This window comes from Cytobacillus dafuensis (genome assembly GCF_007995155.1).
Lineage (GTDB): Bacteria > Bacillota > Bacilli > Bacillales > Cytobacillaceae > Cytobacillus > Cytobacillus dafuensis.
The window spans coordinates 131,929-144,225 of the sequence record NZ_CP042593.1 but is presented as its reverse complement, the minus strand read 5'-3'; the positions used below and the strand labels follow the sequence as shown (position 1 = coordinate 144,225).

Below are 12,297 nucleotides of genomic sequence, written 5' to 3'. Positions count from 1 at the left end.
AACTCTATTACCAAACGTATGCTAATACTTCTCCGCCAACTTGTTTAGCACGAGCTTCTTTATCTGTAAGAACTCCTTGAGAAGTAGAAACTAGTGCAATTCCAAGGCCGTTAAGTACACGTGGCACTTCGTCAGCTTTTGCGTATACACGAAGACCAGGCTTGCTTATACGCTTAAGACCAGTAATTACACGTTCGTTGTTTGAACCGTATTTTAAGAAAATGCGGATGATACCTTGTTTGTTATCTTCGATAAACTCAACATCGCGTACAAAACCTTCACGCTTTAAGATATCAGCAATCTCTTTTTTGATATTAGAAGCAGGAACTTCTAATTTTTCGTGACGTACCATATTCGCATTACGGATGCGAGTAAGCAAATCTGCAATTGGATCTGTCATGACCATTGTTTTTACCTCCTTCCTAAACCTTATGTTTACCAGCTAGCTTTTTTCACGCCAGGAATTTGACCTTTATATGCTAATTCACGGAAACAGATACGGCAAAGCTTAAATTTACGGTAAACAGAATGTGGACGTCCGCAACGTTCGCAGCGTGTGTATTCTTGTACCTTATATTTAGGCGTGCGTTTTTGTTTCGCAATCATTGACTTTTTAGCCACGTTTTCGCCTCCCTCTATTTAGCGATTACTTTTGGAATGGCATTCCAAATTGAGTTAAAAGTTCACGAGCTTCTTCATCAGTATTAGCTGTAGTTACGATAACGATATCCATACCACGAACTTTGCTTACTTTATCGTAATCAATCTCAGGGAAGATTAACTGCTCTTTAATACCTAAAGTGTAGTTTCCGCGTCCATCAAAAGACTTTTTAGAGATACCGCGGAAGTCACGTACACGTGGAAGGGAAACAGAGACTAACTTATCGAAAAACTCATACATGCGCTCCCCGCGTAGTGTAACTTTAGCACCGATAGGCATACCTTCACGTAAACGGAATCCAGCGATAGAGTTTTTCGCACGAGTAACAACTGGTTTTTGACCAGAAAGTAACGCTAACTCTTCAACCGCATTATCTAATGCTTTAGCATTTTGAACAGCATCACCAACACCCATGTTGATAACGATTTTATCAATCGTAGGTACTTGCATTACTGATTTATAGTTAAACTTGCTCATAAGAGCAGGAGTAATTTCTTTTGTATACTTTTCTTTTAGGCGGTTCATGTGATTAGTACCTCCCTTCTTCTATAAACTATTTATCTAGAACTTCACCGGATTTTGTTGCTACACGTACTTTTTTGCCATCAACCGTTTTGTAGCCAACACGTGTTGGATTCCCAGACTTAGGGTCTACAGGCATGACATTTGATACATGAATAGGTGCCTCCTGGCTATTGATTCCACCTTGTGGGTTCATTTGGGAAGGCTTAGAGTGTTTTTTTACAATGTTAACTCCTTCAACAAGAACACGGTCTTGTTTAGGAAACGCTGCAAGAATAACACCTGTTTTGCCTTTATCCTTACCAGAGATGACCATAACTTTGTCACCTTTTTTTACATGCATCCGTAAGCACCTCCTTAAAGGCATTTTAATTTAAATTATAGAACTTCTGGAGCTAATGAAACAATTTTCATGAAGTTGCTGTCACGTAACTCACGCGCAACAGGTCCGAAGATACGAGTTCCACGAGGACCCTTATCATCACGAATAATTACACATGCGTTTTCATCAAAACGAATGTAAGTACCGTCATTACGGCGTACTCCGCTCTTAGTTCGAACAATTACGGCTTTAACAACATCACCTTTTTTAACAACGCCACCTGGTGTTGCTTGTTTCACTGTACAAACGATAATGTCGCCAATATTAGCAGTTTTGCGGCCAGAGCCACCAAGAACTTTAATTGTAAGTACTTCACGAGCACCAGAGTTGTCAGCAACTTTCAAACGTGATTCTTGTTGAATCATGTGTGTAACCTCCCTTCGGAATTAAGCTATTTCCGAACAATTAGATAATAACTGCTTTTTCTACTACTTCTACTAAACGGAAACGTTTTGTCGCTGAAAGCGGGCGAGTTTCCATAATACGGACGATATCGCCTGTTTTCGCTACGTTTTGCTCATCATGAGCTTTGAATTTTTTAGAGTACTTAACGCGTTTACCGTATAATGGGTGTTTTTTGTGAGTTTCAACAAGGACAGTAACGGTCTTATCCATTTTGTCTGAAACAACACGCCCAGTGTAAACTTTGCGTTGGTTGCGTTCACTCATTGTGCGAACCTCCTCTCAATATCACTTTGAAAAGCCAATTTCTCTTTCACGAATCACAGTTTTCATACGAGCGATCGATTTACGAACTTCACGAATGCGTGCTGTGTTTTCAAGTTGTCCAGTCGCTAATTGAAAGCGAAGATTGAATAATTCTTCTTTTAATGATTTCACTTTTTGTTCAATTTCGGCAGTGGTAAGGTCACGAATATCATTAGCTTTCATTTGATTCACCACCAATTTCTTCACGTTTTACAAACTTACACTTTACAGGAAGCTTGTGTGATGCAAGACGAAGTGCTTCACGAGCGATTTCTTCAGAAACACCAGCAATTTCGAACATTACTTTACCAGGCTTAACAACTGCTACCCAACCTTCTGGAGCACCCTTACCGGAACCCATTCGGACTTCTAGAGGCTTTGCAGTGTAAGGCTTGTGTGGGAAAATTTTGATCCAAACTTTACCGCCACGTTTCATATAACGAGTCATAGCGATACGAGCAGATTCGATTTGGCGGTTAGTGATCCAAGAAGCTTCAGTTGCTTGTAATCCGAATTCACCAAATGTTACTTCAGTGCCGCCTTTAGCGTTACCACGCATTTTTCCACGGTGTTGACGGCGATATTTTACGCGTTTTGGCAATAACATATTATTTGCCTCCTTCCGCAGATTTCTTCTTAGTAGGAAGGACTTCTCCCTTATAGATCCATACTTTTACGCCAAGCTTACCATAAGTTGTATCAGCTTCAGCGTGAGCATAGTCAATATCAGCACGAAGAGTATGAAGTGGAACTGTTCCTTCGCTGTACGACTCAGAACGAGCGATATCAGCACCGCCTAAGCGTCCAGATACCATAGTTTTGATACCTTTAGCACCAGCGCGCATTGCACGTTGAATTGTTTGTTTTTGAGCACGACGGAAAGAAACGCGGCCTTCTAATTGACGAGCAATGTTTTCCGCAACTAATTTCGCATCGATATCAGCTTTCTTAATTTCAAGAATATTGATGTGTACACGTTTGCCAGTTAATGAGTTAAGTGCTTTACGAAGTGCTTCAACCTCAGTACCACCCTTACCAATAACCATTCCTGGCTTGGCAGTGTGAATAGTGACGTTTAGACGATTAGCTGCACGTTCGATTTCGACTTTTGATACAGAAGCATCTTTAAGACGCTTTGTGATGTACTCACGAACTTTAAGGTCTTCGTGTAAAAGATCAGCATAGTCTTTGCCTGCGTACCATTTTGATTCCCAATCACGGATAACACCGATACGCAAACCGACTGGATTTACTTTTTGACCCACTGATTACCCCTCCTTCTTTTCTGATAAAACGATAGTAATATGACTAGTACGTTTGTTGATTTGGCTTGCACGGCCCATTGCACGAGGACGGAAACGTTTTAATGTTGGTCCTTCGTCAACAAATGCTTGAGCAACTACTAAGTTATTAACGTCCATTTCGTAGTTGTGCTCAGCGTTAGCTAATGCAGATTTTAAAACTTTTTCTACGATTGGAGAAGCAGCTTTTGGAGTTAAATTTAAAATCGCTACTGCTTCGCCTACTTGCTTACCTCGAATTAAATCTACGACTAAACGAGCTTTACGAGGAGCAATACGAACTGTTCTTGCAACAGCTTTAGCTTGCATATGAATGCCCTCCTCTCATTAACGTCTTGTTTTCTTATCATCATTGCCATGGCCTTTGTATGCACGTGTTGGAGCGAATTCTCCAAGCTTGTGGCCTACCATGTCTTCAGTGACAAATACAGGTACATGTTTACGACCATCGTAAACTGCAATTGTGTGTCCGATGAATTGTGGGAAGATCGTAGAACGGCGAGACCAAGTTTTTACAACTTGTTTGCCTTCAGTTTCATTTAGCTTTTCGATCTTTGTCATTAAATGATCATCAACAAAAGGTCCTTTTTTTAAGCTGCGACCCATGATTGAACCTCCCTTCGCGATTGATCTACGGTTCTATATGTGAACCGTAGGACAATCCCGTTATTTTTTACGACGACGAACAATAAACTTATCCGACTTGTTTGATTTTTTGCGTGTTTTGAATCCAAGTGTTGGTTTGCCCCAAGGAGACATTGGAGACTTACGTCCGATTGGTGAACGTCCTTCACCACCACCGTGTGGGTGATCGTTAGGGTTCATTACAGATCCACGAACAGTTGGGCGCTTACCTAACCAACGAGAACGTCCTGCTTTACCAATGTTGATAAGTTCATGTTGTTCGTTACCAACTTGACCTACAGTAGCACGGCACTCAGCAAGGATCATACGAACTTCACCAGAGTTTAAACGTACTAATACGTATTTGCCTTCTTTACCAAGTACTTGAGCAGAAGTACCAGCAGAACGTACTAGTTGTCCACCCTTACCAGGTTTTAATTCGATGTTGTGGATTACTGTACCCACAGGGATGTTAGCTAATGGAAGTGCGTTTCCTACTTTGATGTCAGCTTCAGGACCTGACATGATCTCCATTCCAACTTCTAAGTTTTTAGGAGCTAGGATGTAACGCTTTTCTCCATCCACATAGTTAATTAATGCGATGTTCGCAGAACGGTTTGGATCGTACTCGATTGTAGCAACGCGTCCTGGAATGCCATCTTTTGTACGTTTAAAATCGATTAAACGATATTGACGTTTATGACCGCCACCTTGATGACGGACAGTTAACTTACCTTGGTTGTTACGGCCACCTTTTCTCTTTAAAGGAGCAAGTAGGGACTTTTCTGGTTTGTCAGTCGTAATCTCTGCAAAATCAGAAGTTGTCATTCCGCGACGACCATTAGAGGTAGGTTTATACTTTTTAATCGCCATTTCATTTCCCTCCTCTTCAATAAATATTAAGCTTCAAAGAATTCGATTTCTTTGCTATCAGCTGTTAATTTCACAATTGCTTTACGACGTTTGTTAGTGTATCCACCAAAACGTCCCATACGTTTGAATTTACCTTTGTAGTTCATGACGTTTACTTTCTCAACTTTAACACCGAAGATTGCTTCTACAGCGTCTTTAACTTGAGTTTTGTTAGCACGAACGTCAACTTCGAACGTATATTTTTTATCTGCCATTAAATCAGAAGAAGCTTCAGTAATTACGGGGCGCTTAATGATATCGCGTGCATCCATTATGCAAGCACCTCCTCTACTTTTTCAACAGCTTGCTTAGTCATGATTAATTTATCATGATTTAAAACATCCAACACATTAATTCCGTCAGCAGTTACAACAGTTACACCTGGGATGTTACGAGCAGATAATGCTACGTTTTCATCTAGATCAGCTGTTACGATTAACGCTCTAGAATCAACTGAAAGACCTTTTAATACACCTTTAAAGTCTTTTGTTTTTGGAGTTTCGAAAGCAAGGCTTTCTAATACTAAAATGTTTTCTTCTAATACTTTAGAAGATAATGCAGATTTAATCGCTAAGCGACGAACCTTTTTAGGTAATTTGTAGCTATAGCTGCGTGGAACAGGACCAAATACAGTACCACCACCGCGCCATTGTGGAGAACGGATAGAACCTTGACGTGCACGGCCTGTGCCTTTTTGGCGCCATGGTTTACGTCCGCCGCCTGCTACTTCAGAACGAATTTTTGTTTTGTGAGTTCCTTGACGTAAAGAAGCTCTTTGCATAACAACAGCTTCGAATAAAACATGGTTGTTAGGCTCGATTCCAAAGACAGTATCTTTTAGCTCAACTTCACCAACTTTAGATCCGCTTTGGTTAAATAATGCTACTTTCGGCATTCTTATTTCCTCCTTTCCGACTTATTACTATGCTTTAACCGCAGTTTTAATTTTTAATAATGCTTTTTTAGCACCAGGTACATTACCTTTGATAAGTAATAAGTTGCGTTCAACGTCAACTTTTACAATTTCAAGGTTTTGAACTGTTACTTGTTCTCCGCCCATACGACCAGGTAGCAATTTACCTTTAAATACGCGGTTTGGAGCTACAGGACCCATTGAACCAGGGCGACGGTGGTAACGAGAACCGTGTGACATAGGTCCGCGAGATTGTCCATGGCGCTTAATAGAACCTTGGAAACCTTTACCCTTTGAGATACCTGTTACATCAACAGTTTCTCCTGCTGTGAAAATATCAACTTTGACTTCTTGACCAACTTCATAATCTCCTAAATTAACTCCGCGCAATTCACGAACGAAGCGCTTAGGAGCAGTGTTAGCTTTTGCAACATGGCCCTTTTCAGGTTTGTTTGATAACTTCTCGCGCTTGTCATCAAAACCGACTTGGATAGCTTCATAGCCATCAGTTTCAACAGACTTAACTTGAAGAACAACGTTTCCAGCAGCCTCAACAACTGTTACCGGGATTAAATCACCGTTTTCAGCAAACACTTGAGTCATACCAATCTTTCTTCCTAAGATTCCTTTGGTCATTTCAGTCACACCTCCTAAATTGTTAAATAATTTATTTCATTAAAGTTTGATTTCGATATCTACACCTGACGGTAAGTCTAAACGCATTAATGAATCAACAGTTTGTGGTGTTGGATTAATGATGTCGATTAGACGTTTGTGCGTACGCATTTCAAATTGCTCACGAGAATCTTTATACTTGTGAACCGCACGAAGAATTGTGTATACAGACTTTTCAGTTGGTAATGGAATCGGACCAGAAACAGCCGCACCAGAACGTTTTGCAGTCTCAACAATCTTTTCAGCAGATTGATCAAGGATTCTGTGATCATACGCTTTTAAACGAATACGAATTTTTTGTTTTGCCATTATTTTCCCTCCTTTTCGCCTATTTTAAAATAGACATTCTCCGTGAAAATTTCCCACACACTCGCCATGGCAAAGCGGCCGGGTGTGTCAGCAACCTTTCACATCATCGCAGTCAAAGACCAACATTGTCTATTATACAGAAATCATATTCAATATGCAATAGAAATAATAGAATTTCTTCGTTTCTTGAACACTTGTATAATTATATCGGCATTCACCTTGATTTTCAAGCACAACATGAACAATCCAGTAATTTCATATGATTAGAAAAACGTAAGTTATTTAACATTTGGTTTCATGCAGAAGCCGATTCCATTTAGAGTTATATAACTCGTGAAGTAGATTCTATTATAGAAGAAACAAGATTTTTAGAATAAAAAAACTGAGTGGATCGTCATCCACCCAGTCTTACTTTATCTATAATTATTCTACAATTGTAGCAACAACGCCTGCGCCTACAGTACGTCCACCTTCACGAATAGAGAACTTAGTTCCTTCTTCGATTGCGATTGGAGCAATAAGCTCAACGTGCATTTCGATGTTATCTCCAGGCATAACCATTTCTACGCCTTCAGGAAGATTACAAATACCAGTTACGTCAGTTGTACGGAAGTAGAACTGAGGACGGTAGTTTGTGAAGAATGGAGTGTGACGTCCACCTTCTTCTTTAGATAAAACGTAAACTTCAGCTTTGAATTTTACGTGTGGCTTGATTGAACCTGGTTTTGCTAAAACTTGACCACGTTGGATATCTTCACGAGCAACCCCACGAAGAAGTGCACCAATGTTGTCTCCAGCTTCAGCATAGTCTAGTAACTTACGGAACATTTCTACACCAGTTACTGTTGTAGATTTTGGCTCTTCAGTGAAACCAGTGATTTCGATTACGTCACCAACTTTAACTTGTCCACGCTCAACACGTCCAGTAGCAACTGTACCACGACCAGTGATTGAGAATACATCCTCAACTGGCATCATGAATGGTTTGTCAGTTTCACGAGTTGGGTTTGGAACGTACTCGTCTACAGCAGCCATAAGTTCAATGATTTTCTCTTCCCAAGCAGCTTCGCCTTCAAGAGCTTTAAGAGCAGAACCTTTAACAACTGGAATGTCATCGCCAGGGAATTCGTATTCAGAAAGAAGGTCACGAATTTCCATTTCTACTAATTCAAGAAGCTCTTCATCGTCTACCATGTCACATTTGTTCATGAATACAACAAGGAAAGGTACACCTACTTGACGAGAAAGAAGGATGTGCTCACGAGTTTGTGGCATTGGACCATCAGCAGCAGATACTACTAAGATACCGCCGTCCATTTGAGCAGCACCAGTGATCATGTTTTTAACGTAGTCAGCATGTCCTGGGCAGTCAACGTGTGCATAGTGACGGTTAGCAGTTTCATACTCAACGTGAGAAGTGTTGATTGTGATTCCACGCTCTTTTTCTTCTGGAGCGTTATCGATTTGATCATATCCGCGTGCTTCACCGCCGCCTGCTTTCGCAAGAACAGTTGTGATTGCAGCTGTTAAAGTTGTTTTACCATGGTCAACGTGTCCAATAGTACCAATGTTTACATGGGGTTTTGTACGGTCAAATTTAGCTTTTGCCATTAGGAAAATCCTCCTTTAAATTATAAAAATTAAGTATTTTAAACTGCTGCGAAAAGATTACTCCATTCGCAGCATGCCTACAATAGTAGTTATACTTGATTAAAAAGGTAAAATCAATTAAAATTATTCACCTTTATGCTTTTTAATGATTTCTTCTGAAATTGATTTTGGAACTTCTTCATAGTGATCAAAATGCATTGAGAATACACCGCGACCTTGCGTGCTAGAACGTAAAGAAGTAGCATATCCAAACATTTCAGAAAGTGGAACCATTGCACGAACAACTTGTGCGTTACCGCGCGCTTCCATTCCTTCAACACGACCACGACGAGAAGTAACGTTACCCATGATATCTCCCAAGTATTCTTCAGGAATGATGACTTCAACTTTCATCACTGGCTCAAGGATAACAGGGCTACATTTTGAAGCAGCATTTTTAAGGGCCATAGATGCCGCAATTTTAAACGCCATTTCAGATGAGTCTACATCATGGTATGATCCGTCAAATAGTCTTGCTTTAATATCCACTAACGGGAATCCAGCAAGTACTCCTCGGTCTAGAGCATCTTCAAGACCAGCTTGAACAGGAGCAATATATTCACGCGGAACAACCCCACCAACGATGCCATTTTCGAATTCAAAGCCTTTACCTTCTTCGTTTGGAGAGAATTCAATCCAAACATGACCATATTGTCCGCGTCCACCAGATTGGCGAGCGAATTTACCTTCAACTTGTGCTGAAGCACGGAAAGTTTCACGGTATGCAACCTGAGGTGCACCAACGTTTGCTTCCACTTTAAATTCACGACGCATACGGTCAACAAGGATATCAAGGTGAAGCTCACCCATACCTGCAATGATTACTTCTCCAGTTTCCTGGTCAGTATGTGCACGGAATGTTGGATCTTCTTCTTGAAGTTTTTGAAGAGCTGTCGTCATTTTATCTTGGTCAGCCTTTGTTTTCGGCTCGATAGATAATTGAATTACTGGCTCTGGGAATTCCATAGATTCTAGAATAACAAGATTTTTCTCGTCACATAGTGTATCACCAGTAGTTGTGTCTTTAAGACCAACTGCAGCAGCGATATCTCCAGCATGTACGATAGAAATTTCTTGACGGTGGTTTGCGTGCATCTGTAAGATACGTCCTACGCGCTCACGCTTACCTTTAGTTGAGTTTTGAACATATGAACCTGAGCTCAATGTACCAGAGTAAACACGGAAGAATGTTAGTTTACCAACATAAGGGTCCGTCATTACTTTGAATGCAAGTGCAGAGAATGGAGCCTCATCGTCTGAAGGACGAGTTGTCTCTTCTTCTGTATCTGGATTAATACCTTTAATAGCTGGAATATCAACCGGAGACGGAAGGTAGTCAATCGCTGCATCTAGCATCTTCTGAACACCTTTGTTTTTAAACGCTGTTCCGCATAGAACTGGGTAGAATTCTACATTTATAGTTGCTTTACGGATTGCAGCCTTTAGCTCTTCCTTCGTGATTTCTTCGCCACCAAGGTATTTTTCCATAAGCTCTTCATCAAGTTCAGCAACTGCTTCGATTAATTTCTCGCGGTATTCTTGAGCTTGATCCACGAATTCTGCTGGGATTTCACCCACTTCGATATCTGTACCAAGATCATTTGCATAGAATGTTGCTTCCATTTCAACTAGATCAATGATGCCTCTGAATTGATCTTCAGCACCGATAGGTAATTGAATTGGGGCAGCATTAGCTTGTAGACGGTCATGAAGCGTCTTCACAGAATATAAGAAGTCTGCACCAAGCTTATCCATTTTGTTTACAAAAACAATACGAGGTACGCCATAAGTTGTTGCTTGGCGCCAAACTGTTTCTGTTTGTGGTTCTACTCCAGATTGAGCATCAAGTACAGTTACAGCACCATCAAGTACACGAAGTGAACGTTCAACCTCAACAGTGAAATCCACGTGTCCTGGTGTATCAATGATGTTTACGCGGTTACCTTTCCATTGTGCAGTTGTTGCTGCAGATGTAATCGTAATACCACGCTCTTGTTCTTGCTCCATCCAGTCCATCTGAGAAGCACCTTCATGAGTTTCACCGATTTTATGAATCTTACCAGTGTAATAAAGAATACGCTCAGTTGTTGTTGTTTTACCGGCATCAATATGAGCCATGATACCGATATTACGAGTATGATCTAAGGAGAACTCTCTTGCCATTGGGTCTTTCTCCTTCCTAGTTTGAGTATTATTTTATATAGGGTATAAATTCTACCAACGGTAGTGAGCAAATGCTTTATTTGCTTCTGCCATTTTGTGTGTATCTTCACGTTTCTTAACTGATGCACCAGTGTTGTTAGCTGCATCAAGAATTTCGTTAGCTAAACGCTCTTCCATCGTCTTTTCTCCGCGTAGACGAGAATAGTTTACTAACCAACGAAGACCAAGAGTTGTACGGCGATCAGGACGCACCTCAACTGGTACTTGATAGTTTGATCCACCAACACGGCGAGCTTTTACTTCAAGTACTGGCATGATGTTCTTAAGCGCTTGATCGAAAACTTCCATCGGCTCTTTACCAGTACGCTCACTGATGATGTCAAATGCAGAATATAGAATAGCTTGTGACTTACCTCTTTTACCGTCGATCATCATTTTGTTGATTAGGCGGCTAACAAGCTTTGAGTTGTAAATCGGATCCGGCAATACGTCTCTTTTTGCTACAGGACCTTTACGTGGCATATTATTTCCTCCTTTCAGAAATTCTTACTAATGTTTAATATTATTTCTTAGGTGCTTTTGGTCTCTTCGCACCGTATTTAGAACGACCTTGCATACGGTTAGCAACACCCGCTGTATCTAATGCTCCACGAACGATGTGATAACGTACCCCTGGTAAGTCTTTTACACGTCCGCCACGAATTAGAACTACGCTGTGCTCTTGCAGGTTGTGTCCGATACCCGGAATGTAAGCATTTACCTCGATTCCGTTTGATAAACGTACACGCGCATATTTACGTAACGCTGAGTTCGGTTTCTTCGGTGTCATTGTACCAACACGAGTACAAACACCGCGTTTTTGTGGTGAAGAAACATTTGTTTGTGCTTTTTTGAAGCTGTTATATCCTTTGTTTAGTGCTGGTGATTTTGACTTTTCCTCTTTAGTTTGACGAGGCTTGCGCACTAATTGGTTAATAGTTGGCATTGAATTGTCCTCCCTTCACTTTTGTTTAAGCCCACACATCCAGGTGGTTCATTTTGATGCAAAAAACAAAGTCTTTGCAGACCTTATCTACAAAAACAGTTTTTAATTAATTATCGCAACCGTTGCCGCACCAACTTCAATTCCGCATGCGTTTCCAAGCTTTTTCATTGAATCTACATACAAAACCGGAACGTTTACTTCAGATGCTGTATTTATCACTTTCGCAATCACTTTTTGATCTGCGTCTTTGGCTACTACAACCTCTTTAGCTGTTCTGGACTTCAGTGCTTTTATCGTTTGCTTTGTTCCTATTATAATTTCCTTTGCCTGCAATACTTTTTCATAAGACATTAAAGGACATCCTCCAAAGTATCGAGTTAATAGGAGCACCTTTGCTATATTAACATCTTCATTTTTTTATGTCAATAATCATTCTTGCTTTATTAGAAAAAAATTAATAGTTTTTTTTGGAAATGCAATGCTTGCTAGTTT

At 40.5% G+C, this 12,297-nt stretch carries 21 protein-coding genes; all 21 read right to left on the bottom strand.

Annotation, left to right across the window (positions count from 1 at the left end):
• Positions 1-7 precede the first annotated feature (7 nt).
• A complete protein-coding gene (gene rpsH / locus FSZ17_RS00765) occupies positions 8-406 on the bottom strand; it encodes a 30S ribosomal protein S8 (RefSeq protein ID WP_057776549.1) in 399 nt (132 codons plus the stop codon).
• A gap of 29 nt (positions 407-435) precedes the next feature.
• The gene (gene rpsN, locus FSZ17_RS00760) at positions 436-621 is read right to left on the bottom strand and encodes a 30S ribosomal protein S14 (RefSeq protein ID WP_009499044.1); all 186 of its coding nucleotides are present in this window, start codon (positions 619-621) and stop codon (positions 436-438) included.
• Between the two features lie 25 nt (positions 622-646).
• Positions 647-1,186: a 50S ribosomal protein L5 gene (rplE, locus tag FSZ17_RS00755; RefSeq protein WP_057776548.1), complete on the bottom strand. Its 540-nt coding sequence runs from the start codon at positions 1,184-1,186 to the stop codon at positions 647-649.
• Between the two features lie 28 nt (positions 1,187-1,214).
• Positions 1,215-1,526, bottom strand: coding sequence for a 50S ribosomal protein L24 (rplX, locus tag FSZ17_RS00750; RefSeq protein WP_057776547.1), 312 nt, complete (start codon positions 1,524-1,526; stop codon positions 1,215-1,217).
• A gap of 35 nt (positions 1,527-1,561) precedes the next feature.
• Positions 1,562-1,930, bottom strand: a complete 369-nt coding sequence (gene rplN, locus FSZ17_RS00745; RefSeq protein ID WP_057776546.1) for a 50S ribosomal protein L14 — start codon at positions 1,928-1,930, stop codon at positions 1,562-1,564.
• A 40-nt stretch (positions 1,931-1,970) separates the two neighbouring features.
• Complete coding sequence (gene rpsQ / locus FSZ17_RS00740) at positions 1,971-2,234, bottom strand: 30S ribosomal protein S17 (protein WP_057776545.1); 264 nt, start codon at positions 2,232-2,234, stop codon at positions 1,971-1,973.
• A 21-nt stretch (positions 2,235-2,255) separates the two neighbouring features.
• Complete coding sequence (rpmC, locus tag FSZ17_RS00735; RefSeq protein ID WP_057776544.1) at positions 2,256-2,456, bottom strand: 50S ribosomal protein L29; 201 nt, start codon at positions 2,454-2,456, stop codon at positions 2,256-2,258.
• Positions 2,446-2,880: a 50S ribosomal protein L16 gene (gene rplP / locus FSZ17_RS00730; protein ID WP_057776543.1), complete on the bottom strand. Its 435-nt coding sequence runs from the start codon at positions 2,878-2,880 to the stop codon at positions 2,446-2,448. Before rplP ends, rpmC begins: the two co-directional genes overlap by 11 nt.
• Before the next feature lies 1 nt (position 2,881).
• Complete coding sequence (gene rpsC, locus FSZ17_RS00725) at positions 2,882-3,538, bottom strand: 30S ribosomal protein S3 (protein ID WP_057776542.1); 657 nt, start codon at positions 3,536-3,538, stop codon at positions 2,882-2,884.
• A 3-nt stretch (positions 3,539-3,541) separates the two neighbouring features.
• Complete coding sequence (gene rplV / locus FSZ17_RS00720; protein ID WP_009336582.1) at positions 3,542-3,883, bottom strand: 50S ribosomal protein L22; 342 nt, start codon at positions 3,881-3,883, stop codon at positions 3,542-3,544.
• A gap of 18 nt (positions 3,884-3,901) precedes the next feature.
• Entirely contained in the window at positions 3,902-4,180 is a 279-nt protein-coding gene (gene rpsS, locus FSZ17_RS00715; protein WP_057776541.1) for a 30S ribosomal protein S19, read from the bottom strand.
• A gap of 60 nt (positions 4,181-4,240) precedes the next feature.
• Positions 4,241-5,071: a 50S ribosomal protein L2 gene (gene rplB / locus FSZ17_RS00710; protein ID WP_057776540.1), complete on the bottom strand. Its 831-nt coding sequence runs from the start codon at positions 5,069-5,071 to the stop codon at positions 4,241-4,243.
• A gap of 26 nt (positions 5,072-5,097) precedes the next feature.
• Complete coding sequence (gene rplW, locus FSZ17_RS00705; RefSeq protein ID WP_057776539.1) at positions 5,098-5,382, bottom strand: 50S ribosomal protein L23; 285 nt, start codon at positions 5,380-5,382, stop codon at positions 5,098-5,100.
• Positions 5,382-6,005 carry a 50S ribosomal protein L4 gene (gene rplD, locus FSZ17_RS00700; RefSeq protein WP_057776538.1) on the bottom strand — a complete coding sequence of 208 codons (624 nt, stop codon included), beginning with the start codon at positions 6,003-6,005 and terminating at the stop codon, positions 5,382-5,384. Before rplD ends, rplW begins: the two co-directional genes overlap by 1 nt.
• Before the next feature lie 27 nt (positions 6,006-6,032).
• Positions 6,033-6,659, bottom strand: coding sequence for a 50S ribosomal protein L3 (gene rplC / locus FSZ17_RS00695; RefSeq protein ID WP_057776537.1), 627 nt, complete (start codon positions 6,657-6,659; stop codon positions 6,033-6,035).
• 39 nt (positions 6,660-6,698) lie between these two features.
• Positions 6,699-7,007 (bottom strand): 30S ribosomal protein S10, encoded by a 309-nt coding sequence (gene rpsJ, locus FSZ17_RS00690; protein ID WP_003348621.1) that lies wholly within the window; start codon positions 7,005-7,007, stop codon positions 6,699-6,701.
• A gap of 423 nt (positions 7,008-7,430) precedes the next feature.
• Positions 7,431-8,618 (bottom strand): elongation factor Tu, encoded by a 1,188-nt coding sequence (tuf, locus tag FSZ17_RS00685; protein WP_057776536.1) that lies wholly within the window; start codon positions 8,616-8,618, stop codon positions 7,431-7,433.
• 123 nt (positions 8,619-8,741) lie between these two features.
• Positions 8,742-10,820: an elongation factor G gene (gene fusA / locus FSZ17_RS00680; RefSeq protein WP_057776535.1), complete on the bottom strand. Its 2,079-nt coding sequence runs from the start codon at positions 10,818-10,820 to the stop codon at positions 8,742-8,744.
• A gap of 51 nt (positions 10,821-10,871) precedes the next feature.
• Positions 10,872-11,342 carry a 30S ribosomal protein S7 gene (gene rpsG / locus FSZ17_RS00675; RefSeq protein WP_057776534.1) on the bottom strand — a complete coding sequence of 157 codons (471 nt, stop codon included), beginning with the start codon at positions 11,340-11,342 and terminating at the stop codon, positions 10,872-10,874.
• 40 nt (positions 11,343-11,382) lie between these two features.
• Complete coding sequence (gene rpsL / locus FSZ17_RS00670; protein WP_057776533.1) at positions 11,383-11,805, bottom strand: 30S ribosomal protein S12; 423 nt, start codon at positions 11,803-11,805, stop codon at positions 11,383-11,385.
• Between the two features lie 102 nt (positions 11,806-11,907).
• The gene (locus FSZ17_RS00665) at positions 11,908-12,156 is read right to left on the bottom strand and encodes a 50S ribosomal protein L7ae-like protein (protein WP_057776532.1); all 249 of its coding nucleotides are present in this window, start codon (positions 12,154-12,156) and stop codon (positions 11,908-11,910) included.
• Positions 12,157-12,297: the final 141 nt, after the last annotated feature.

What these genes read in the sequence shown, in the direction of transcription:
- rpmC (WP_057776544.1), bottom strand. Translation starts at nt 2,456, where the DNA reads ATGAAAGCTAATGATATTCGTGACCTTACCACTGCCGAAATTGAACAA.
- rplP (WP_057776543.1), bottom strand. Translation starts at nt 2,880, where the DNA reads ATGTTATTGCCAAAACGCGTAAAATATCGCCGTCAACACCGTGGAAAA.
- rplC (WP_057776537.1), bottom strand. Translation starts at nt 6,659, where the DNA reads ATGACCAAAGGAATCTTAGGAAGAAAGATTGGTATGACTCAAGTGTTT.
- FSZ17_RS00665 (WP_057776532.1), bottom strand. Translation starts at nt 12,156, where the DNA reads ATGTCTTATGAAAAAGTATTGCAGGCAAAGGAAATTATAATAGGAACA.
- rplB (WP_057776540.1), bottom strand. Translation starts at nt 5,071, where the DNA reads ATGGCGATTAAAAAGTATAAACCTACCTCTAATGGTCGTCGCGGAATG.
- rplW (WP_057776539.1), bottom strand. Translation starts at nt 5,382, where the DNA reads ATGGATGCACGCGATATCATTAAGCGCCCCGTAATTACTGAAGCTTCT.
- rplD (WP_057776538.1), bottom strand. Translation starts at nt 6,005, where the DNA reads ATGCCGAAAGTAGCATTATTTAACCAAAGCGGATCTAAAGTTGGTGAA.
- rpsS (WP_057776541.1), bottom strand. Translation starts at nt 4,180, where the DNA reads ATGGGTCGCAGCTTAAAAAAAGGACCTTTTGTTGATGATCATTTAATG.
- tuf (WP_057776536.1), bottom strand. Translation starts at nt 8,618, where the DNA reads ATGGCAAAAGCTAAATTTGACCGTACAAAACCCCATGTAAACATTGGT.
- rpsG (WP_057776534.1), bottom strand. Translation starts at nt 11,342, where the DNA reads ATGCCACGTAAAGGTCCTGTAGCAAAAAGAGACGTATTGCCGGATCCG.
- rplX (WP_057776547.1), bottom strand. Translation starts at nt 1,526, where the DNA reads ATGCATGTAAAAAAAGGTGACAAAGTTATGGTCATCTCTGGTAAGGAT.
- fusA (WP_057776535.1), bottom strand. Translation starts at nt 10,820, where the DNA reads ATGGCAAGAGAGTTCTCCTTAGATCATACTCGTAATATCGGTATCATG.
- rpsL (WP_057776533.1), bottom strand. Translation starts at nt 11,805, where the DNA reads ATGCCAACTATTAACCAATTAGTGCGCAAGCCTCGTCAAACTAAAGAG.
- rpsJ (WP_003348621.1), bottom strand. Translation starts at nt 7,007, where the DNA reads ATGGCAAAACAAAAAATTCGTATTCGTTTAAAAGCGTATGATCACAGA.
- rpsQ (WP_057776545.1), bottom strand. Translation starts at nt 2,234, where the DNA reads ATGAGTGAACGCAACCAACGCAAAGTTTACACTGGGCGTGTTGTTTCA.
- rpsH (WP_057776549.1), bottom strand. Translation starts at nt 406, where the DNA reads ATGGTCATGACAGATCCAATTGCAGATTTGCTTACTCGCATCCGTAAT.
- rplE (WP_057776548.1), bottom strand. Translation starts at nt 1,186, where the DNA reads ATGAACCGCCTAAAAGAAAAGTATACAAAAGAAATTACTCCTGCTCTT.
- rplV (WP_009336582.1), bottom strand. Translation starts at nt 3,883, where the DNA reads ATGCAAGCTAAAGCTGTTGCAAGAACAGTTCGTATTGCTCCTCGTAAA.
- rplN (WP_057776546.1), bottom strand. Translation starts at nt 1,930, where the DNA reads ATGATTCAACAAGAATCACGTTTGAAAGTTGCTGACAACTCTGGTGCT.